Source organism: Parafrankia sp. Ea1.12 (assembly GCF_900465275.1).
In the GTDB taxonomy this organism is placed as follows: Bacteria; Actinomycetota; Actinomycetes; order Frankiales; family Frankiaceae; genus Parafrankia; species Parafrankia soli.
In genome coordinates this window covers 41284-64932 of record NZ_UBIZ01000506.1, presented here as the reverse complement: position 1 = coordinate 64932, position 23649 = coordinate 41284, and the positions used below count along the sequence as shown (strand labels likewise).

The 23649-nt window shown below is 75.5% G+C and carries 3 protein-coding genes; 1 reads left to right on the top strand and 2 read right to left on the bottom strand.

The features are described from left to right. Positions 1–122: 122 nt before the first annotated feature. On the top strand, positions 123–1070 hold the full coding sequence (locus FMEAI12_RS29995) for a methionyl-tRNA formyltransferase (RefSeq protein ID WP_112108676.1): 948 nt from the start codon (positions 123–125) through the stop codon (positions 1068–1070). 131 nt (positions 1071–1201) lie between these two features. On the opposite strand, the gene FMEAI12_RS29990 is transcribed toward FMEAI12_RS29995, so the two are convergent. Then, the gene (locus FMEAI12_RS29990; RefSeq protein ID WP_235014797.1) at positions 1202–2197 is read right to left on the bottom strand and encodes an iron-siderophore ABC transporter substrate-binding protein; all 996 of its coding nucleotides are present in this window, start codon (positions 2195–2197) and stop codon (positions 1202–1204) included. Positions 2198–2377: 180 nt separating this feature from the next. Continuing rightward, the gene (locus tag FMEAI12_RS29985) at positions 2378–23614 is read right to left on the bottom strand and encodes a non-ribosomal peptide synthetase (RefSeq protein ID WP_112108675.1); all 21237 of its coding nucleotides are present in this window, start codon (positions 23612–23614) and stop codon (positions 2378–2380) included. Positions 23615–23649: the final 35 nt, after the last annotated feature.

Below are 23649 nucleotides of genomic sequence, written 5' to 3'. Positions count from 1 at the left end.
GACATCCCCGCCCTTGACCTGCCCGGTTTCGAGAGCGCGACCGGCCGATCGGCGCATCCACCATGAAGCAGTGTTCCAGAGAAATAACCGCACGAAGCGCCGATCAGAGGAGAAGCATCGACATGCGCGTTGTAATGTTCGGATATCAGACCTGGGGACATCGAACACTGCAGGCGCTGCTCGACTCCGACAATGACGTCACTCTCGTCGTCACGCACGAAAAGGGCGAAGGCGATTACGAGAAGATCTGGGACGACTCGGTCGCCGATCTCGCCACCGAGGCCGGCGTGCCGGTGGCGATCCGGAACCGCCCCGATGACGAGGATCTGATGTCGCTGCTCAAGGCGGCCGACCCCGACGTCATCGTCGCCACGAACTGGCGCACCTGGATTCCGCCGCAGATTTTCAACCTGCCCCGGCTGGGAACGCTGAACATCCACGACTCGCTGCTGCCGGCCTATGCCGGGTTCGCGCCGCTGATCTGGGCGCTCATCAACGGCGAGCCTGAGGTGGGCGTGACCGCGCACATGATGACCGACGTCCTCGACGCCGGTGACGTCGTCCTGCAGCGGCGGGTGCGGGTCGGCCCGCGCGACACGACGGCCGACCTGTTCCACCGCACCCTGGCCCTGTTCGGCCCGATGGCTGTGGAGGGCCTGGAGCTGATGGCGTCCGGGCGCACCGAGTGGGCGAAGCAGGACCGCTCGAAGGCGAGCTTCTTCCACAAGCGGTCGCCCGTGGACAGCCTCATCGACTGGACCTGGACGGCCGAGGAGCTCGACCGGCTCGTCCGCGCCCAGTGCGACCCGTACCCCAACGCCTACACGTACCGCAACGGCGAGCGGCTGCGGATCGTCTCCGCGGAGGTGTCGAAGGGCATCTACGGCGGCACTCCCGGACGGATCTTCATCCGGGAGGGTGACGGGGTCGTCATCGTGGCCGGCGCCGAGGCGCGGCGCGGCCGCAGCCACGGGCTGCTGGTCCGGACGGTCCGCACCGACGACGGACGCGAGCTGCCGGCGACGGAGTACTTCACCACGATGGGCGGTTACCTTACCCGGCAGCCGTAGCGGCCGGGGCTCGCCGCCGCCGACGGCACCGGCACCGCTGCTGACGCTGGCGGCGACGACGATCGGCGACGAGCCGGGTGACGCGCGGCGTGCGCGCGTCACCCGGCTCGCCCGGACGTGATCCCGACTGGTCAGCCCGCCGCCGCGACCTTGGCCAGGGTGGGCTTGAGCTGCTCGAGCTGCCAGGGGATGTTCAGAATGGTCGGGTTGTTGACCGCCCCCGCCGTGAAGGCGTCGACCTCCTGCGCCCGGCCGTCCACGACCGCCGGGATCCTCGTGTACAGCTCGTTGGCCTTCATCTCGGTGCGCAGTTCGTCGGTCGCGAAGCCGATCATCATGAAGTCGGCGTCGAGCTCACCGATCTTCTCCATGCTCAGCGCGCGGTCGACGACGCTCGCGGTGACCCGCGGCGACAGCTTCATCCCGAGCTGGCCGTAGAGCTGGATGGAGATCGTCTCCGGGTCGTCGATCACGGCGAGCCCGTTGGACTCGTAGTAGTAGCTGTAGCTGAACGTCTTGCCCGCCAGCCCGGGCAGCTCCGCGGCCGCGTCGGAGACGATCTTCTCGGTGGCTTCGATCGCCTTCGCGACGTCGGCCTCACGACCAACCGCCTTCCCGATCACCGTGCTCACGTCCTGCCAGGTCGAGATACCGGCGTCGGTCTCGTAGGCGACGGTCGGCGCGATCTCGCTGAGGCGGTCGTAGTAGTCCGCCAGCCCGTAGAAGTTCGTCGCGAGGATCAGGTCGGGATCGAGTGCGGCGATCTGCTCGAGGTTGAGGTCGCCGCTGGTGTCGAGCGCCGTGCTGTCCGCGAGGTCGATCCTGCCCTCGAGCCAGGGGAAGTCGCCGTCCGGCTTGTCGGGGTTCTGACCGTAGGCGATCGGCGTGATTCCGAGCGCCGCGAGCGTGTCCTCCTCGTAGCTCAGCGCGATGATTTTCTTCGGCTCCGCGGGAATGGTCGTCGATCCGAACGCATGCTTGATCGTGACCGGGAACCCGGCCGCCGCCGCGGTGCCCCCCTCCTGGGACGCACCCCCGTCGTCATCGCTGCCGCAGGCCACGATTCCGACCATGACGGCCGCCGCGACGCATACCGCCGCGAGCGATTTTCTTATACCCCGCACCACAACATCAACCTTCCATAACTAGTTATGCAGCGAAATCGCTACCTGACTGGGTTTTGGTCGGATTAACCAAAAATTCGTTGCGGCAAATTCGATGCGTCAGGGACGGGTCCGTCGATTTGCCGCGGGCGCGATGCCCGTGCGGCGCGCGTGGCCGGGCCGCACGCGCCGCGCGCGAGCGGGTTAGCGCAGGTGCCGGGCCCGCGCGGCGAGCGCGGCCAGGGCACGCGTCCACGCCGTGGCGAGATCACCGACCGCGGATGCCGGGAGCCCGCCGGCGCCGGACGTCCACCGGGCGACCAGCCGCAGGCCGCCGGGCAGGTCGAGCGCCCGGATGATCACCGTGAGCGGGAAGGGGTCGGCGCGCTCGGAGTTCCAGCCGGCGAAGAGACCCTCGTCCTCGCGCGCGACATCCCAGTCAGCCGGCTCGGGCCGCGACCACCTGCCCTCGTAGTTCAGGTAGACCGCCGGCTGGCCGGCGCGGGCGAGGACCGGCGCCGTGCGCGGGTTCAGATGGCGCAGCAGGCCGTAGCCGCTACCGCCCCGAGGGGTCTCGGCCTTGCGCCGGTGGACGGCGACGACCGCGGCGTCCAGCGCCGCGCCGGCCGCCGGGTCGCCAAGGTCGACCGGCCGCTGATCCAGGCAGAGCGGGTGGACGTCGGCGAACCACCCCACGGTGCGGGTCAGGTCCGCCTCGTCCACCTCCGGGTCGACGCGGCCATGGCTCTGCAGGGCGACCACGAGCCCGGCGGCCTGCGTGCCCTCCCACCGGCGGCGGCAGTCGGCCACCGCCAGCGCCAGCGCGGCGAGCAGGATCTCGTCGACCCCGACGCCCCAGACAGCGGGCGCGACCACCAGCACGTCGCCGGCCCAGGTCTCGGGAATCGTCGCGGTTACCGCCCCGGCGTCGCGCTCGACCACCGCCGTGTCGTGCTCCGGTACCGCCCGCTCGACCTCCGCGACCTCCTCGGTCGCCGCGGTCGCCCCGTCGACCGGGAGCCGACTGTCCTCCCCCGTCGCGAGCTCGCTGGGCGCACCGGCCGGGCGCGGTAGCGGCGCGCCGCCCTCGACGGTCCGGAGCCAGTACGCCAGCTCCGCCTCCCGCTCGGGTCGCCGGGCTTGCTCGGTGACACCCAGCGCCCACCGCCGGTAGGACGTCGACACCGGCGCGAGGGCCGGTACGCCGCCCCGGGTCAGGGCGTTCCAGGCCGCGGCGAGATCATCCAGGATGATCTGCCAGGACACCCCGTCGGTCACCAGGTGGTGCACGAGGACCAGCAGCCGGCCCGAGCTGCTGTGCCCGGCGTCGAACCAGACGACGCGGACCATCGCGCCGGCGTCGGGGTCGAGCTCCCGGTTGGCGCGGAGCGCCTCGGCGGCGAGCGTCCGGTCGAGGTCGTCGTCCGCGCCCACCTCCACCCGGCGCACCCACGAGCCGACACCGGCCGGGCCGGGCGGAGGCACATCGAGGTACCACGCCTCACCGCCGTCGGCGCTGGTCGCCGGCAGGCCGTCGGGGACGGTGCCGGTCGCCGCACGCACCAGCCGGGCCCGCAGGATCTCGTGCCGCTCCGCCACCGCGGCCAGGACGGCCCGCAGCGCCGGCAGGGTGACCGAGGCCGGGACGTGCAGCAGCATGGGCGAGGAGAAACCGTCCACACCGCCGCCGGCGGCCCGCAGCGCGAGCAGCGGCGGGGTCGGCGGCACCACGCCGACGCCGTCGCCGGCCACAGCCGTGGCGACGGCACCAGGAAGCGGCCCGGCCCCGGTCGTGACGACGGTGCCCGGGAGCGCCCCGGCCCCGGTGAGCACCGCCGCGAGCTCGGCCGGCGTCCGGTGCCGGAACACCTGGGCCGGCCGGACCACGAACCCGTCGGCCCGCAGCCGGCTGACGAGCCGCATCGAGATGATGCTGTCGCCGCCGAGGGCGAAGAAGTCGTCGTCGACGCCGACGGCGGTGGGCTGCCGCCCCGCCTGTTCCTCTGCCGCCGGCCCGCGACGGCTGTCGCCCAGCCCGAGGACCTCAGCGAACAGCTCGCACAGGCGTGCCTCGGTCGCCGAGGCCGGCGCACGGCCGGCTGCCGAGAGCGCGAACCGGGGAGCCGGCAGCGCTGCCCGGTCGAGCTTGCCGTTGGGGGTCATCGGAAGCCGGCCCGGGACGAGCACCACCGCCGCCGGCACCATGTACTCGGGCAGGTACTCGGCCGCGTGCACGCGCAGCGCCGCCGGGTCGAGCCGGCCACCGCCGGGCACAGCGCCGCCGGGCACCGGGCCAGTCTGCGCCGGGTCGACCGGCACGACGTAGGCGACGAGCTGGAGTGATCCAGGGCGGTCCTCCCGGGCCAGCACGACCGCCTGGCGCACGCCGGGGTGACGCATCAGCACGGACTGGATCTCGCCCGGCTCGATCCGGTAGCCACGGATCTTGATCTGGTCGTCGGCCCGGCCCAGGAAGTCCAGCACCCCGCCGGGGCGCCAGCGCGCCCGGTCGCCCGTCCGGTAGAGCCGGTCGCCCGGCCGGCCGAACGGGTCGGCGACGAACCGCTGGGCGGTCAGCTCCGGGCGTCCGAGATAGCCCCGCGCCAGCCCGCGGCCGCCGATGTAGAGCTCGCCGACCGCCCCGACCCCGACCGGCCGCAGCGCGGTATCCAGCACGTAGGCGCGGGTGTTGGGGTCGGGGACGCCGATCGGCACCGCGCCGGTCCAGTCCGGGTCCGCCTGCCACAGGGTGGAGTTGACCGTCGCCTCGGTCAGGCCGTAGGCGGCGACCACCCGCAGGTGGCTCGACCAGCGGCGCACCGTCTCGATCGGCACGGTCTCGGTGCCCACCACCAGCACCGCGCCCGCCGGCAGCGCGCAGTCCGCCGGCAACGCGGCGACCAGGGCGGGCGGCAGGATCATGTGCGTGGCGCCGTGGTCGGCGAGGTACCCGGTGAGCTCCGGCCCGGCGACGCGCCGCTGCGCCGGCACGATGATCGCGCGCCCGCCGACACACAGCGCCATGCACAGGTCGAAGACCGCGACGTCGAACCCGACCGAGGCGAACTGCGCCACCCGGGACGTCCCGTTCACCCCGAGCCGGTCGACAGCGGTCGCGACCAGGCTGCCCACACCCTCGTGGGTGACCACCACACCCTTGGGACGTCCGGTCGAGCCCGACGTGTAGATGACGTAGGCGGCGCTGTCGAGGCTCGTGGCCACGCCGGTGCCGGGCCGGGCCGGGTCACCCGTGGCCAACTCGGCCGCCGTCCCGGGCTCGTCGAGCAGCACGAGGTCAAGCCCGGGCGCGCCGGTGCCCGGCGCGCCCGGATCGCCCAGCGGCCCCGGCACTCCGAGCGCCCCGAGCGCCCCGAGCGCCCCGAGCGCGATCAGCTCCTCGGCGTGGCCGCGGGTGGAGACCAGCAGCCGGGCGCCCGCGTCGGAGATCATGAAGGCGACGCGGTCCGCCGGGTGGTCGAGGTCGAGCGGCAGGAAGGCGGCGCCGGTCTTCAGCACCCCCAGCAGCGCGACGACCAGGTCGGCCGAGCGCGGCACGGCGACGGCCACCACCGATTCCGGCCCCGCGCCGCGGGCGGCCAGCAGCCGTGCGAGCCGGTTCGCCCGCGCGTCGAGCTCGGCGTAGGTCAGCTCGACGTCCTCGCAGACCACGGCCACCGCCCCCGGGGTGCGGTCGGCCTGGGCCTCGAAGGCCGCCGGCCAGGTCAGCTCGGTGACCGCGCGCCCGGTGCGGTTGAACCCGGTCAGGACCAGATCCCGCTCTGCGTCGTCGAGAACGGGCAGGGCAGCCAGCGGTGCTGTCGGGGCCGCGAGCACGGCCTCGGTGAGCAGCTGCAGCCGGCGGCCGAACGACGCGGCCGTGGCGTGGTCGAAGAGGTCCGCGCTGTAGGCGAGCCCGACCGCCAGCTCGGTCGTGCCGGCCTCGGTGACGCGCTCCAGGAAGTCGAAGGAGAGGTCGAACTTGGCGGTGGCGGCGCGCACCGGCTCGGGCCGGGCCGTCACGCCCGGCAGGTCGAGCCCGGCGGCGGCGCCCGCCGCCGGCAGGTGGACGACCATCACCTGGAACAGCGGGTGCCGGGCGAGGGAGCGCGGCGGGTTGACCGCCTCGACGACCCGGTCGAACGGCAGGTCCTGGTGGTCGAAGGCCGCGAGGTCGGCGGCCCGGACTCGGCCGAGCAGCTCGCCGAAGCTCACCGGCCCCGACAGGTCCGTCCGCAGCACCAGCGTGTTGAGGAAGAAGCCCACCAGGTCGTCGAGCCGCTCGTCGCCGCGGCCGGCCACCGGGCTGCCGATCGGGATGTCGTCGCCGGCCCCGAGCCGGTGTAGCAGCGTCGCGACCAGGGCCTGCAACACCATGAACAGGCTGACGTCGTGCGCCCGGGCGGTGGCGCGCAGTCGGTCGAGCAACTCGGCGTCCCAGGTCAGCTCGACGACGCCGCCGCGGTGGGACGGCTCGGCCGGCCGGGACCGGTCGGTGGGCACCGCCAGCTCGACCGGCAGCCCGGCCAGCTCGCGGCGCCAGAAGTCGCGCTGGGCCGAGGCGGGGCTGGCCGGGTCCGACTCGTCCCCCAGCAACGCGCGCTGCCAGAGGGTGTAGTCGACGTACTGCACCGGCAGCGCGGCCCATCGCGGCGCCTCGCCGCGCAGCCGGGCGCGGTAGGCGGTCGACAGGTCACGGGCCAGCGCCTGGTCCGAGCCCTCGTCGGCGGCGATGTGGTGGACCAGGAACTGGACCACGTGCAGCCGCGGGTCGAGCCGGACGGCGGTGACCCGCACCGGCAGCTCGCGCTCGAGGTCGAACACCCGTGCCGACGCGTTCTCCAGACGCCGGGCCAGGTCCCCGGCGGAGCCGAGCTCGATCAGCTCGACGTCCACCCGGGCCGCGGCGGGGTCGAGGACCCGCTGGTGGGGCACGCCGTCCGGGGCGGGGAAGACCGTGCGCAGCGCCTCGTGCCGGGTGACCACGTCGCCGACGGCGGCCTGCAGCGCACCGACGTCGAGCGGCCCTTCCAGCCGCCAGGTGACCGGGATGTTGTAGGTCGGGCTGGGCCCCTCCACCTGGCCGAGCACCCACAGCCGGGCCTGGGCGTGCGACAGTGGTGGGCGCTGCGGCCGGTCGGCGGGCGCCAGGGCGGGCCGGGCCGCGGCCACCGCCCCGTCGAGCCGGCGGGCCAGGCCCGCCACTGTCGGCTCGTCGAAGATGTCGCGGGCGGAAACCTCCACGCCGAACACCGAGCGGATCCGGCTGCGCAGGCGCATCGCCAGCAGCGAGTGCCCACCCAGGGCGAAGAAGTCGTCCTCGGCGCCGACCTCCGCCGTCCCGAGGACGGCGGCGAACTGCTCGGCGAGCAGCTCCTCGCGCGCGCCGCGCGGGCGGCGGCCGGGCCACGCCGCCGGCTCGCCGGGTGCCGGCAGGGCCGCGCGGTCCAGCTTTCCGCTGACGGTGCGCGGCAGCTCGGCCACCGCGACGAACGCGCTCGGCACGAGATGGGACGGCAGCGTCCGCGCGAGCTCGGAGCGCAGCGCGCCGAGATCGGCCACGGCTCGATCGCCCGTCGCGCGATCGGCCGCGGCGGGATCGACCGGGCCAGGAACGGCCACGCCGGGATCGACCGTGGCGCAAGGGCCGTCCGGGACGACGTAGGCGACCAGACGCGGGTCTCCCGCGGCGTCCTCCCGGACGATCACGGCCGCGGCGGCGACGCCGGGCAGCGCCAGCAGCGCGGCCTCGATCTCGCCGGGCTCGATCCGGAAGCCACGTACCTTGACCTGGTCGTCGACCCGTCCGAGGAAGGCCAGCGTGCCGTCGGCGCGGCGCCGCGCCCGGTCGCCGGTGCGGTACATCCGCCCGCCCGGGGCGCCGAACGGGTCGGCGACGAACCGGGTGGCGCTCAGCCCCGGCCGGCCCAGGTAGCCGCGGGCCAGGCCGTCACCGGCCAGGTACAGCTCCCCGGGCACCCCGTCCGGGACGGGCTCGAGACCGACGTCCAGGACGAGGGCACGGGTGTTCGCGACGGGGCCGGCCGTGCCGTCACCGTGCCAGCCGTAGGCGTCGACGCTGTACTCGGTCGGGCCGTACAGGTCGTGCGCCACGACACCGGGCAGGGTGCGCAGGCGCTCCCACAGCGGCGCCGGGGTGGCCTCGCCGCCGACCGCGATCACGCCCGGCAGGTGGGCGCCGTCGAGGAACCCGAGGTGGACGAGCTCACGCAGGTATGTCGGGGTGACGTCGAGGAAGTCGATCCGCGCGTTGACCACGTACTCGGCGAGGGCTGCCGGGTCGCGCATCGTCGCTTCGTCGGCGACGTGCACGGTGTGCCCGGCGAACAGCCACAGCAGCGGCTCCCACGACCCGTCGAAGCTGAACGACGCCGCGTGGACGGCCCGCAGCGGCCCGTCGCCGCCCCGCGCCGCCACCGCCGGCAGGATCAGCTCCACCTCGTGCGAGGCGAACAGGTTCGTCACGCCGCGGTGCGTGGCGACCACTGCCTTCGGACGGCCGGTGGTGCCGGAGGTGTAGATCACGTACGCGGCGTTGTCGCCGCGCAGCGCCTGGCCCGCCGGCGGGAGGCCGGCGATCGGCAGGCCGGCGGGATGGGCCGCCAGCTCGGCCTGGACGGCCGGGTCGTCGAGGACGACCACCTCCGCCCCGGTCGCCGGCAGCTGGCCGGCGAGGGCCGCGGTGGTGAGCACGAGCCGCGGCCGGGCGTCGGTGAGCAGGAAGGCCAGCCGGTCCGCGGGGTGGTCGGTGTCGATCGGGAGGTAGCACGCCCCGGCGGTCATGACGCCGAGCAGGGCGGGCACCATCCGGGCCCGGGGCAGCGCGAGCGCGACCACGTCCTCGACGCCGGCCCCGCGCCGGGCGAGCAGCCGGGCCAGGCTCCCGACCTGCTCGGCCAGCTCGGCGAAGGTCAGCTTCGTCCCGCCGGCCACCAGGGCGGGGCGGTCCGGGCTGGCCGCGGCCGCCGCGGCGAACAGGCGCACCGCGGTGGGCTGCGGCGGTTCCCGGCGCGGGCCGGTGGCGGACCGCAGGGCCCGCCGGCGCTCGTCCCCGCCGAGCAGGGCCAGTCGGCTGACCGGCCGGTCCGGGTCCCGGGCGAGCTGCCCGAGCAGGTCGACGAACCGGTCCGCCAGCCGCCGCGCGGTGTCGGCGTCCCACACGTCACGGGCGTACTCGACGAGCAGCGTGATCTGGTCGCTCCCGCCGCGGTCGACGAAGGTGACGTCCAGGTCGAACTTCACCGTGCCCGCCTCGGTGCGCAGCCAGGACGTCGGCAGGCCGAGCAGGGTGTGCTCGCCGTCGGCCAGGTGGTGGTAGCCGGTCATCACCTGGAAGAGCGGGTTGCGGCCCGCCGAGCGGCGCGGGTTGACAGCCGCGACCACGTCTTCGAAGGGCAGGTCGGCGTGGTCGAACGCGGCCAGGTCCGTCTCGCGGGTGCGGGCCAGCAGCTCGGCGAACGTCGGGTCGGCGGAGAGGTCCGAGCGCAGCACCAGCGTGTTGACGAAGAACCCGACGAGGTGGTCGAGCGCGGTGTCGGTGCGGCCGGCGATCGGCACGCCGAGCGGGATGTCGTCACCGGCGCCGAGGCGGTGCAGCAGGGTGGCCGTCGAGGCGTGCGCGAGCATCGACATGCTGGCGCCGGTCCGCGCGCACAGGCCGCGCAGGGCCGTCACGGTGGCGGCGGGCAGCTCGCGGGCCTCCCGGCCGCCCGCGCCGTCGCGCACCGCCGGGCGCGGCCGGTCCAGCGGCAGCTCGATCTCCGCCGGGATGCCCCGCAGCGCCTGCTCCCAGTAGGCGAGCTGGCGGCCCGCCGGCGACGACGGGTCGGCCGGCTCGCCGAGCAGCTCCCGCTGCCAGAGGGTGTAGTCGGCGTACTGCACCGGCAGCGGCTCCCAGTCCGGCTCCCGGCCCGCACGGCGCGCGGCGTAGGCGGCGTCGAGGTCCTCCAGGAACGGCCGGTCCGACCACTCGTCGGTCGCGATGTGGTGCAGGACCACGGCAAGCACCGACTCGGCGGGGCTGGTCCGGAACACGGCCAGCCGCAGGGGCGGGTCGGTCCGCAGGTCGAACGGTTCGGCGACGAACCGCTCGACGAGGCGCTGAAGCTCATCCGGCTCAAGGGGTCGCTCCGGGCCGTCCAGGCTCGGTTCGGCGGCCGGGCCCGTCTCCGCGCCGGCGCTCGGAGCGCCCGGGCGCGCGGGGGCGACGTCGACGAACCGGACCTCGGGACCTGCCTCGGCGGGGTCGAGGATCCGCTGGTAGCCCTCGCCGTCGTGCTCCGCGATGACGGTCCGCAGGATCTCGTGCCGGGCCGCGACGTCCGCGGCGGCGGCGCGCAGCGCGTCCAGGTCGATCTCGCCGCCCAGCCGGATCACCAACGGGTAGTTGTACGCGTTCGTCCCGCCCGCGACGCGGTCCACCAGCCACAGCCGGCGCTGGGCCGGCGAGAGCGGGATGTGCTCCGGGCGGTCGGCGGGGACCAGCGGCGGCCGGCTCGGCACGGCGGGCTCGTCACCGGCGGCGCCGACCCGGGCCGCGAGCGCGGCCACCGTCGGGGCCTCGAACAGGTCACGGATCGCCAGGTCTGCGCCGAGCGCGGCGCGGGCCCGGCTGACCAGGCGAGTGGCCAGCAGCGAGTGGCCGCCGAGCGCGAAGAAGTCATCCTCGACGCCGACCTCGGGCAGCCCGAGCACCTCGGCGTACAGCTCGCAGAGCATGACCTCCGCCGGTGACGACGCCGGGCGCGAGGCCACCAGGGCCACGGCGGGATCGGCCTGGGGCAGGCTGGCGACGTCCAGCTTGCCGTTGGCGGTGCGCGGGATCTCGCTCAGCGTGACGTAGGCGGCCGGCACCATGTAGTCGGGCAGGGCGGTGGTGAGGTCGGCGCGCAGCAGCGCCGCCAGCGCCGCGGCACCACGGGCCGCGGTCGGGTCGTTGGCGAGTGGCGGCGCGGCCTCGCCGCCCGCCGGGTCCGGCAGGTAGCCGTCCACGCGGGGGCCCGCGCCGACGTCGACCGCGCGCACGAACACCGCGTCCAACAGGCCGGGACCGGCCGCGGACAGGGTGAGGTGCTGCTCGTAGCCGAGCCGGTCGGCGAGCGCGAACAGCTCCTCGGGGTCGACCGCGTGCTCAGCGTCGACCGCGCGCTCGGGCGCGGCGGCACCGCCCGGGACGTCCCGCCCGGCGACCCGGGCCGCGAGGGCGAGCTCGCCGGCCACCCGCGCGTCGGGGATCGCCGCGACCCGCAGCATCGGCGGGCGGCGGTCACGCAGATGCGCCTCGATCGCGTCGGTACCGGCGACCTGATGCCCCCAGAGCAGCACGGGGGCCTCACCGAGACGCACCGGCGGCGCGGGGGGCGGCTCCGGCGGCGCGGCGGGCCGGCGCAGCACGACGTCGAACCGGTGCCGGGTGAGCTCGTTGTGGAACGAGCCCCGCTTGACCCGCAGCGAGAGCTCGGCGCCGGTCTCGCTGGCGAGCGCGGTGAAGAACTCCGGCGCCAGCACCAGCTCCTTGTCGAGCCGGACCCGGCGATCGACGGCCGGCGCGAGCCGGGCGAGGTCGGCGTCACGCAGGCCGCCCGCGGGCTCGGCGAGCCCGCCGGGACCGGACCGGCTCACCTCGATCGCGGTGTGGAAGGCCCGCAGCCTGGCGAGGTTGCGCACGTCCCCGACGAAGAGGGCGCCGCCGGGGGCGAGCAGCTCCAGCGCGGCGCGCAGCACCCCGCGCAGGTACTCGGGGCTGGGAAAGTACTGCACCACCGAGTTGATCACGATGGTGTCGAAGAGCCCGGCCGGCAGGCCGTCGGTGACGTGCGCCGGCTGGCAGCGCAGCTCCAGGCCGGCGAAGCGGGGGTCACCGGCGGTCTCGGCCCGGAGCTTGTCGATCACCGGGGCGGCGAAGTCCGTCCCCCAGTAGCTGTCGCACTCCGGCGCGAGCTGGCCGAGCAGCAGACCGGTGCCGACGCCGATCTCCAGGATGCGACGCGGGGCGAGCTCGCGGATGCGCTCGACGGTCGCCGCCCGCCACTGCCGCATGTGCTCCAGCGCGATGGGCTGCCCGTCGTAGCTGGAGTCCCAGCCGGCGAAGTCCTCGCGGTGCACCGCGGTCGGGATCTGCACGTACTCGTCGCTGTAGACCTGGCGCCACTCGCCGACCTGGTCGGCCTCGACGGCGGCCCGGTCGGCGGCGGTCAGCTCCGCGGGCACGACGTAGGCGACCAGCCGCCGGGTTCCCGGCGCCCCGGTGTCGTCGGCCGCGACGACGGCGGCCTGGCTGACCCGCGGATGACGGTCGAGCGCCGCGGTGATCTCCCCGAGCTCCACCCGGTAGCCGCGGATCTTGACCTGTTCGTCGGTGCGGCCGAGGAAGTCGAGGTTCCCGTCAGCGGCGCCGCGCACGACCAGGTCACCGGTGCGGTACATCCGCCCGCCGGGGACCCGCGGGTCGGCGACGAAGCGGGTGGCGGTCAGGGCGAAGCGGTCGAGGTAGCCCCGGGCCAGGCCGTCGCCGGCGATGTAGAGCTCGCCTGGGACCCCGTCGGGCACCGGGTGCAGCCAGCCGTCCAGTACGTAGGCGCGGGTGTTGCGGATGGGGCGGCCGACGGTCGGCGTCGGGCTGTCGGCGGTGCCGGCGCCCAGAGTGTTGATCGTGTACTCGGTGGGGCCGTACAGGTTGTACCCGGCGGTGTCCGCGGTGTCGCGCAGCCGGTTCCACACCGCCTCCGAGACCGCCTCGCCGCCGAGCATGACCAGCGGCGGCCGGTGCAGGCCCCCGGGCCCGCTCCCGGCTTCCGCGGTGGCGCCCGCGGTCGCGGCGGCGCCCACGGTCGCGGGCGGCCCCGCCGGAACGTCCTCGGCGCGGTCGAGCAGGCCGAGCTCGAACAGGTGGTGGGCGTAGGTGGGCGTCACGTTCACCACGTCCACCCGGTGGACGTCGCAGTAGGCGACGAGGGCCTCGGCGTCACGGCGCAGGTTCTCGTCGCACACATGCACCTCGTGGCCCTCGACGAGCCAGAGCAGCTCCTCCCAGGACATGTCGAAGGCGAAGGAGACGGTGTGCGCGATCCGCAGCCGGCGCCCGCCGGCCGCCGCCACCGCGGGGGCGAAGATCTCCTCGCGGTGGTTGAGCTGCATATTGGTCAGTCCCCGGTAGGGGGTCACCACTCCCTTCGGACGCCCGGTCGACCCCGAGGTGTAGATGACGTAGGCGGGGTGGTCGAGGCGGTCGGCGCGGTCCCGGGCGAACAGCCCGAGCTCGGCGTCGGACAGCTCTCCGGCGCCGGTGGCTGCGAGCTCCGCGGCCATCGCGGGGTCGTCGAGCAGCAGTCTCGGTACCGGCTCGTCGGGCCCGGCGCCGGCGCCGTCCAGGTAGGCGGCGGTGGCGCCGGTCGCCACCAGCAGCGCCGCCCCGGCGTCGGCGACCATGCCGAGCAGGCGGGCGGGCGGGTGGTCGAGCTCCAGGGGCAGGTAGGCGGCCCCGGTGCGCAGCACCGCGAACAGCGCCACCACCATGTTCACCGAGCGGCCGAGCCCCAGCGCGACGACCGTCTCCGGGCCGGCACCGCGCGCGAGCAGCAGCCGGGCCATCCGGTTGACCCGCGCGTCCAGGTCGGCGTAGCTGACGCGCTCGTCGCCGAACACCAGCGCGGTGAGATCGGGCGTGCGGGCGACCTGCGCGGCGAGCATGTCGGCGACGGTCTCGGTGCCGACCGGGAGGAACGGCTCGGCCCACCTCGCCGCGAGCTCCGCCCGCTCGGCCGGCAGCAGCACCTCGACCGACCCGACCGGGACGGTGACGTCCCGGACCAGCTCGTCGAGCAGCCCGCGGAACCGGTCGAACAGCGCCGCAGCCCGCTGCGCGCCGACGACGTCCGGCCGGTACTCCAGGCGCATCGTGATCCGCGTGCCGGGGAACAGCACGAACGTCAGCGGGTAGTGCGTGTGGTCGATGCTGGTGCCGCCGGTGATCCCGAACCGGTCGCTGCTCTGCTCGGTGGCCACCTCGTCGATGAAGTTCTGCAGCACGTACAGCGTGTCGAACAGCTGCGTGCGGCCGCTGGCGCGCTGGATGTCGCCGAGCCCCAGGTACTCGTGGTCCATCACGTCGACCCGCTGGTCCTGGACCCGGCGGAGCAGGTCCAGCACCGACTCACGCGGGTCCAGCCGCACCCGGACGGGCACGGTGTTCAGGAACAGGCCGATCACCTCGTCGATGCCCTCGACGTCGGTGGGCCGACCGGCCACCGTGGTGCCGAACACGACGTCGTCGGAGCCGACGGCGTTGCCGAGGACGAGCGCCAGCGCGGCGTTGAACACCGTGTTGACGGTGATGCCGTGGCGGCGGGAGAGCTCCCGCACCGCGCGCGCCGTCGACTCGGCCAGCTCGGTGGTGATCCGCTCGGGCTCGATCGGCGGCAGCCCACGGGCCTCGGGCACCACCAGCGTCGGGCCGTCGAGGTCGGCGAGCGCGGCCCGCCATGCATCCTCGGCGCCCGCGGTGTCCCGGGCCCGCAGCCAGATCAGGAAGTCGCGGTAGGAGGCGGCCGGGACGGGCAGCCCCTCGTCACCGCCGCCACGTTCGTAGAGCCCGAGGAGCTGGTCGATGACCAGGGCGCCAGACCAGCCGTCCCAGACCAGCACCTGCCGGTTGAAGACCAGCCGGTCGTGGTCGGGGCCGAGGCGCAGCAGGGTGAGCCGCCACAGCGGCGGGTTCGAGATGTCGAAGGGGCGCTCCCGGTCGCGGCGCGCCAGCAGCTCGGCCTGCTCGGCCCGCTCGGCAGCGGGCAGGCCGGTGAGGTCGGTCTCCTCCAGCGGCGCGGGCAGCTCGGTGACGACGAACTGCAGCGGCGCGGGCAGCCCGTCGCCGAGGAAACCGGCGCGCAGCGTCGGGTTGCGCCGCATGAACGTCTCGCAGGCGCGGCGCAGCCGGTCTACGTCGAAACGGTGGCCGAAGTCGAGCGCGAACTGGGCGGTGTAGGCGTCGCTGGAGCGGTCGAAGGCGGAGTGGAAGAACAGGCCCTCCTGTAGCGGCGAGAGCGGCCAGACCTCGGCGACGGGCCCCGGGCTCACCCGCTCGACCCGCGCCCGCTCGGCCGGCGACAGCTCGACCAGGTCACCGGTCGCTGCCGGGCCGGCGGCGCCGTCCGCACCGGTGACGGCGGCCGGACCAGCGGTGTCAGCCTGGGCAGCGGCGCCAGCCAGGACGGCATCGTCGGCCAGGCCGGCCAGGCCGGCGAGCGCGGCCAGCCAGGCGGTGGCCAGGGCGTCGGCCGCGGTCCGGTCGATCACCGTGGTGAGGTAGGTGAGGGTGGTCCGCAGCACGGGCCCGTCAGGCGTCTGGACGCTGACGGCGTCCACGGTCAGCGGGTAGGCGACGCCCATGGCCGGGTCGGGCTCGGCGGCGAGCGCGTCGAACTCCGGTGCCGGCGCCCAGGCGTCGGCCGCGTCTGCGCCGAACCGCCCGAGATAGTTGAACAGGACCTCCGGGTGCTCCGCCCCGGCGAGCACCGGCGCCGCGGCCGCGTTGGCGTAGCGCAGCAGCCCGAACCCGGCCCCGCCGTCGGGGATCTCGCGCAGCCGGCCCGCCACGGCCTCGAGCGTGCCTGCCAGCCCGCCGGACGCCAGCCCGCCGGAGGCCGGATCGCCGGAGGCCGGCAGCCGGACGGGTGAGATGGCGGTGAACCAGCCGACCGTCCGGGAGATGTCGACCTCGGGCGCGATCGGGTCGCGGCCGTGGCGCTCGAGATCCACGAGCAGGTCGGACGATCCGTCCCAGCCCCGCTCGCGGCGCCAGCCGGTGACGGCGGCACGCAGCGCGGCAAGCAGCACCGCGGTGACGTCGGTTCCCGCCGCCGCGGGAACGGAGGTGAGCAGCGGCGCGGTGGCTCGCGCGGGCAGCTCCACGACGAGGCGGTCGGTGTCGGCGATCGTGCCGGCCGCAGCGGGGGCCGCCCCGGGAGCCGCCGCGGCGCCGGTCGCAGCCGCAGCGCCGGTCGACGGGGCGCCGCCCAGCAGCCGACCGCCCGGGGCGAGGGTCGCCGTCCAGTGCGCGAGCTCGGCGAGGCGGGCCGGGTCCTGGGCGCGTTCGGCGGTGATCCGGGCGAACGCGCGCAGCGAGGTTCCGACCGGGTCCAGGTGGGGAGCTCGCCCGGCGAGCACGGCCGCGAAGGCGGTCCGCAGGTCGGAGAGCAGGACCCGCCAGGAGACCCCGTCGACGACGAGGTGGTGTGCGACCAGCAGCAGCCGCCCGGGCTGGTCGGAGCCGGCGTCGAGCCAGCTCACTCGCAGCATCGCGCCGGCCTCGGGGTCGAGCCCGTCGGCCGCGGCGGCCGACTCGGCCGCGACGGCGGCGCGCAGGCCGGCCTCGTCGAGGCCGGCGATGTCCACCCGACGCAGCAGGTCGCCGGCACGCGCCGAACCGACCGGCAGGGTCTCCAGCAGCCACAGCGCGGGCGACAGGCGCAGCAGCCGGGCCCGCAGCGCGTCGTGCTGGTCGAGCAGGGCCTGGACGGCGTCCCGCAGCAGGTCCACGGTGGCGCCGGCCGGCGTCGAGACCAGCATGGCCTGGTTGAAACGGCGCACCGGCCCGCCCCAGCTCGCCAGCCGGGAGACGATCGGGAGCGGGGTGAACACGCCGATCGCCTCGGGATCGGCACCCAGGCCCGTTCCCGCTCCGCCAGGGCGGTCAGGCGCGGCGCCAGGTCCGGCGAATGCGGCCGGCCCGTCGGGCGCGGTGGAAACGGCGGAGGCGGCGGGCTCGGTGCGGGCCGCGAGCTTAGCCGGGGTGCGGTGGGTGAAGACGTCCCGGGGCGTGAAGCCGACCTGTTCGCGCCGGGCACGGTTGACGAGCTGGATCGCGCTGATGCTGTCGCCGCCGAGGGTGAAGAAGTCGTCGTCGACCCCCACCTCGTCCAGGCCGAGCACGCCCGCGAACACCGCGCACAGCGTTCGCTCCCGCTCGGTGCGGGCGCGGGTGCCGGTGGAGACGCTCGCCAGATCCGGCGCCGGCAGGGCGGCGCGGTCGAGCTTGCCGTTGCCGGTGAGCGGGAAGGCGTCCAGCGCCAGCACGGCAACCGGCACCATGAACTCGGGGAGCATGGCGGCGGCGTGCCGGCGCAGCTCCTCGGAGTCGACCCGGCGCCCCGGCGCGGCCACGACGTAACCGACCAGCCGCCGCTGCCCCGGCTGGTCCTCCCGGGCCAGCACCACGGCCTGCTCCACCGCCGGGTGGGTCGCGATCGCCGCCTGGATCTCGCCGAGCTCGATGCGGAAGCCTCGCACCTTGACCTGGTCGTCGGCCCGGCCGAGGTACTCGAAGCCGCCGTCGGCGGTTCGGCGGGCGAGGTCGCCGGTGCGGTACATCCGGGCACCCGGCCCGCCGAACGGGTCCGCGACGAAGCGGGTGGCGGTGAGACCGGGCCGGCCCAGGTAGCCGCGGGCGAGCTGGGCGCCGCTGACGTACAGCTCGCCGAGGCCGCCCGGCGCCACCGGCCGCAGGTGCTGGTCGAGGACGTGCACCCGCAGCCCCGGGATGGGCCCGCCGACCAGGCTGGCCCGCGCCGCCGCGACGACGGCCTCGTCCAGCCGCAGGTAGGTGACGTGCACCGTCGTCTCGGTGATGCCGTACATGTTGACGAGCACCGGGGCGTCGTCGCGGTGGCGGGCGTACCAGGCGGGCAGCCGGCCGAGGTCGAGCGCCTCGCCCCCGAACACGACGTACCGCAGCGCCAGCCCCGCCGGGTCCTCCCCGCCCGCCCGGTCGGCCTCGATGAGCTGGCTGAACGCCGACGGGGTCTGGCTGAGCACGGTCACCGACTCCCGCCGGAGCAGGTCCAGGAACAGCTCCGGCGACCGCGAGACGTGGTGGTCGACGACGACCAGGCGGCCGCCGTACAGCAGCGGGCCCCACAGCTCCCAGACGGAGAAGTCGAACGACGCGGAGTGGAACATCGTCCACACGTCGGTCTCGTCGAAGCCGAACCACGGCTGGGTGTGCGCGAACAGCCTGGTGACCGTCTGGTGCGGGACGACAACGCCCTTGGGACGTCCCGTCGAGCCCGAGGTGTAGATCACGTAGGCCGCGTTCTCCGGCCGGGCCCGGCCGGCGGCGGGCAGCCGGGCCGGGGACTGCTCCGCGAGCGCGGCCACGACCGGCGGCGCGTCCAGCGCGATCACCGGCACCCGGGTGCGCGCGGGCAGGGCCGGCAGCGCCTCGGTGGAGGTCACCAGGCACACCGGTGCCGCGTCGGAAAGCATGAAGGCGAGCCGGTCGGCGGGGTAGGCGGTGTCGAGCGGCAGGTAGGCCGCGCCCGCCTTCTGCACCGCGAGCAGGGCGACGACCAGGTCGATCGAGCGCGGCAGCGCTACGGCGACGAGCGACTCCGGCTCCACCCCGCGGGTGGCCAGCAGGCGGGCGAGGCGGTTCGCGGCGGCGTCCAGCTCGGCGTAGGTCAGCCGCCGCTCGCCCCAGGTGACCGCGACGGCGTCGGGAACCCGCGCCGCCTGGGCCTCGAACAGCTCGGGAAGCGTCGTGTCGGTCGCCCACGCACCGGTCGGCTCGTCCTCCTCCGGACGGGTCGCGGCCGGGGCGGCGCCGACGGTGCCGGCGGGCGCCACGGACCCGGCGGGCGCGCCGATGGCGCCGACGGGCCTGTCCGGGTCTGCGACGGCCGCGGCGAGCAGGTCCAGGAGCTGGTCGGCGAGCGCGGTGACGGTAGTCCCGGAGAGCAGCTCCGGCCGGTAGCCGAAGGTGATACGCAGCCGCTCCCCCGGGATCACCCGGATCGTCAGCGGGTAGTGCGTGGCGTCGTGGCCGTCCAGGCCCTCCAGGCGCAGGCCGCTGTCCGGCCCGAGCAGGCCGGCCGGGTCGAACGGGTAGGACTCCAGCACGAACAGGGTGTCGAACAGCTCGGGCAGCCCCGCGGCCGCGTGGATGTCGGCCAGGCCCAGGTGGTGGTGCTCGAGGGTCGCCGTCTGGTCGGCGCGCACCCGGTCGAGCAGGCCCGCGAAGCTCTCGGCCGGCTCGAGGGTGACGCGGACGGGCACCGTCGCGAGCAGCAGCCCGATCATCTCCGCGGCGCCGGGCAGCTCCGCCGGCCGGCCGGCCACCGACGTCCCGAACACGACGTCGTCGCGCCCGACCGCGCGGCCGAGCACGACCGCCCACGCGGCGCGCAGCACGGTGTTGAGGGTGAGCCCGCGCTCGCGGACGAAGGTTCCCAGGGCGGCGGTCAGGGCGGCGTCGGCGTGACGTTCCACCGCGGCGGTCACCCCGCCGTCCACCGTGTCCCGCTGATCCACGGCCTGATCTGGAGCCTGCTCGGGGACCTGGTCCGGGGCGTGGGCCGCGGTCTGGGTCGGGGTGCTCGGGCGGGCGGTGGCCGCGGCCAGCAGCGTCGGCTCGGTGACGCCGGCCAGCGCGGCGGCCCAGGCCCGCCGGGAGGCGTCCCGGTCCCGGCCGGCCAGCCAGCGCAGGTATTCCCAGTAGGACGGCGCCGGCGGCAGCGCGGCGGCCGGCCCGTCCGCCCGGGCGAGCTCGTACCGGCGGAACAGCTCACGCAGCAGCAGCGGGACGGACCAGCCGTCGAGCACCACGTGGTGCGGGCTCAGCACGAGCCGCCAGGCGTCCGGGCCGGTGCGCAGCAGCAGGAAGCGCACCAGCGGCGGCGCCGTGAGGTCGAAGGGGGTCTGCCGGTCGGCCCGTCCCAGCCGCTCGGCCTCCGCCAGCGCCTCGGCCCGCGGCCAGCCCGCGAGGTCGACCTCCGTCCACACCTCGTCGAAGGCGGCCGGCGCGAGATCGGCCAGCACGATCTGGACGGGCGCGTCGCCGTCGTACAGGAAGGCGGTGCGCAGGTTCTCGTGCCGCTCGAACAGGGCCCGGCCCGCCGCGCGCAGGCGGGCCGGGTCGAGCCGTCCACGCAGGTCGACGACGAACTGCAGGATGTAGGCGTCGGAACCGGCCGCGCCGGGAACCGTCCCGGACCCGTCGCCGAGCAGCGAGTGGAAGACCAGGCCGGCCTGCAGCGGCGACACGGGCCGGACACCGGTCAGATCCGGGTACCGGGCCCGCCAGCGCTCCAGGTCGACGGCGCTCACCCCGGCGAGATCCGCGTCGAGGGCTGTGTCGGCGGGCGGTGGCACAGTGGCCTGTTCCGCCGCGGCGGCGAGGGACGCCGGGGTGGGGTGGCGGAAGATGTCCGGCAGCACGCAGGCCAGGCCGGCGGCGCGGGCACCGGCGACCACCTGGAACGCCAGGATGCTGTCGCCGCCGAGGTGGAAGAAGGAGTCGTCGGCACCGACCCGCTCGATGCCCAGAACCGTCCCGAACAGATCGCAGAGCAGCGACTCGGCGGCGGTGGCCGGCGCCCGCGACCCGGCCGCCGCGGCGAAGTCCGGCCGGGGTAGCCCGCGCCGGTCAAGCTTCCCGTTCGGCGTGGTCGGCAGGGCCGCCAGCTGGACGAACGCTCCCGGCACCATGTGCTCCGGCAGGGCCGCCGCCAGGTGCTCACGCAGCAGCGCCGGGTCGACCACGGTCCCCGGCGCGGCCGGCACCACGTAGGCGACGAGGTGCCGCCCCGCCGGGCCGTCGTCCCGGGCCACCACCGCGCAGCGCGCCACCGCGGGATGCCGCCCGAGCACCGCCTCGATCTCGCCCGGCTCGATCCGGAACCCGCGCACCTTGACCTGGTCGTCGACCCGGCCGAGGACGTCCAGCTCGCCGTCGGCGGTCCAGCGCGCCAGGTCGCCGGTGCGGTAGAGCCGCCCCCCGGCGCTGAAGGGGTCGGCGACGAAGCGGGACGCGGTCAGGCCGGGCCGGCGCAGGTAGCCGTCCGCGACGCCCGCCCCGCCGATGTACAGCTCGCCGGGCATGCCGGGGGCGACCGGGGCCAGCGCGGTGTCCAGCAGGTAGACCTGGGTCGAGCGGATCGGACGGCCCACGGTCGGCCGTCCGTCGCCGGCGACCGGGCCGGCCGTCGACCAGATCGTCGTCTCGGTCGGCCCGTACAGGTTCACGACCTCGTCGGCCCGTTCGGCGAGCGTGGTCGCCACCGCCGGCGGCAGGCCCTCTCCGCCGCTGAGCACGCGCACCCCGGGGAAGCGGTCGTCGCTCGCCGCCAGGATCGACTGCCACATCGAGGGGGTGGCCTGCGCGACGGTGATCCCGCCGCCCGCCAGCAGCGCCGCCAGCGCGGTCGGGTCACGGGCCTCGTCCTGGCCGGCCAGGTGGACGGTGGCGCCGGCGGTGAGCGGGGCGAGCAGTTCCAGCGCCGCGATGTCGAACGACAGCGTCGTCAGTGCCAGCACCCGGTCGCCGTCACCCAGCTGGAACTGGTCGACCATGCTGGCCAGGAAGTTCGTCAGCGCGCGGTGCGGCACCACCACGCCCTTGGGACGCCCGGTCGAGCCGGACGTGTAGATGACGTAGGCGGCGCTTCCCAGCTCCGCCGGGACCGCGGCCACGGCCGGCGGTTCGGGCACCGACCCGGGCTCGGCCCCGGACTCGGTCCCGGCGGCCGGCCCGTTGACGAGGACGACGGTGACGCCGGCGGGGATGGGCAGCGTCGCAGCGAGCTCGCGGGTGGTGATGAGCAGCGAGGGCGCGGCGTCCTCGAGGACGAGCGTGATCCGGTCGGCCGGGTACCCCGGGTCCACCGGCAGGTAGGCGGCGCCGGCGCGGGTCACCCCCGCCAGGGCCACGACGAGGTCGAGCGTGCGCGGGAGCGCCAGCGCGACGATGGTGCCCGGGCCGGTGCCCAGGCCGCGCAGCCGGTGGGCAAGCGCGTCGGCCCGTCCGACCAGCTCGCCGTAGGTCAGGGTGCCGCCGGACGTGACGACGGCGGCGTGCCCGGGAGCGCGCGCGGCGCGCCGCGCGAGCAGCTCGGCCCAGGTCGCGTCGGGGCTCGGCGCCGCGGTGTCGTTCCAGTCGACCAGCGTCCGCCGGCGCTCGGAACCGGTGAGCAGGTCGACGGCGGCGAGCGGCCGCCGCGGATGGCGCGTCGCATGGTCGAGGAACGTCTCGAGGTGGCGGAGCACGGCGCCGGCCAAGCCGGCGGTGACCGCGGCGGTGAGGAACCCGGCCTCCAGATCGAGCTGGTCGGCCCCGATCTCCACGGTGACTCCCAGCGGGAACTGGGCGTCACCGGTGTGCAGCGGCCGGCGCGCGCCGCTCAGCTCGCGCGCGCCGAGGTGCTCGGCAGCGGCCGTCCGCACGGCGAACAGGGTGGTGAACACGCTCGAGACGCCGTCGGAGCGGTCCGGGTTGACCGCGCGGACGACGTCCTCCAGGTCGACGTGCTGGTGGGCGAAGGCGCCGCGGCAGGTCTCGCTGGTCCGCGCGAGCAGGTCCCGGAAGGAGTCGCCGGGGCGGACCCGCACCCGCAGCGCGACCGTGTTGCCGAAATAGCCGATGAGGCGGTCGGCACCGGGCTGGTCCCGGTTGACCACGGGCGAGCCGACCACGATGTCGGTGGCCCCGGTGTGCCGGTGCAGCACCGCGGCGAAGGCCGCCAGCAGCACCATGAAGGGCGTGGCGCCGTGCTCGACCGCGAACGCGCGCACCCGCCGCCCGAGCCCGGCCACCGCCTGGTGGACGACCTGGCCGCCCGGGTCGGCCAGTTTGCCCGGGTCGGCCCCGGCGGCGGTGGCGGCCGCCACGGGCTCGCCGCCGGGGAGCCGCAGCGGCTCGGGCAGCGCGGTGAGCTGGCCGCGCCAGTAGTCCAGCGCCGCCGGGTCGGGGTCCTGCGCGTCAGCGCCCCTGGGTTGCCCGGCCACGTCGATGTACTGCGCCGTCCGCTCGTCGGCGGGCAGCGGGCCGTCGCCGGCCCGGAGGTTGTCGTAGTGGGCGAACAGCTCCCGGAAGAAGATCTCCCAGGACGCGTCGTCCCAGGCCACGTGATGGGCGACCACCACGAGGACGAACCGGTCGGCGGCGAGCCTGATCAGCGTCACCCGCAGCGGCGAGGAGCTGGTGAGGTCGAAGGGACGGCGGGCCGCGCGCCGCGCAATCTCGTCGGCGAGCCGCTCCCGGCTGGCCGAGGGCTCCCCGGAGACGTCGTGGCTCGACCACTGCGGGTCCAGCTCGGCGTGGACGACCTGCTCGGGCCGGCCACCGGCGGGCACCCGGTAGGTCGTGCGCAGGATCTCGTGACCGTGCGCGACGGCGCGCAGGGCCGCGTGCAGCGCGTCGGCGTCGACCGGACCGGTGAGGTCGAAGGCGGCGGCGACGTTGTACGCGGCGCTGGACGGGTCGAGCTGCTGCAGGAACCACATCCGGAGCTGGCCCGGGCTGAGCGGATGGCCCTGGCCGGGCACCCGCCGGCCGCGCACGGGCGGCGCCGCCGGGTCGGTGGCGGCGAGCTGTTCCGCCGCGAGGCGGCGACGGAGCAGCTCGCGCTTGCGCTCCTGGGGCTCGGGGCTGGCCACGTGTCCACTACCTCCGGATGCGACGCGGGCGAGCC

What these genes read in the sequence shown, in the direction of transcription:
- FMEAI12_RS29995 (WP_112108676.1), top strand. Translation starts at nt 123, where the DNA reads ATGCGCGTTGTAATGTTCGGATATCAGACCTGGGGACATCGAACACTG.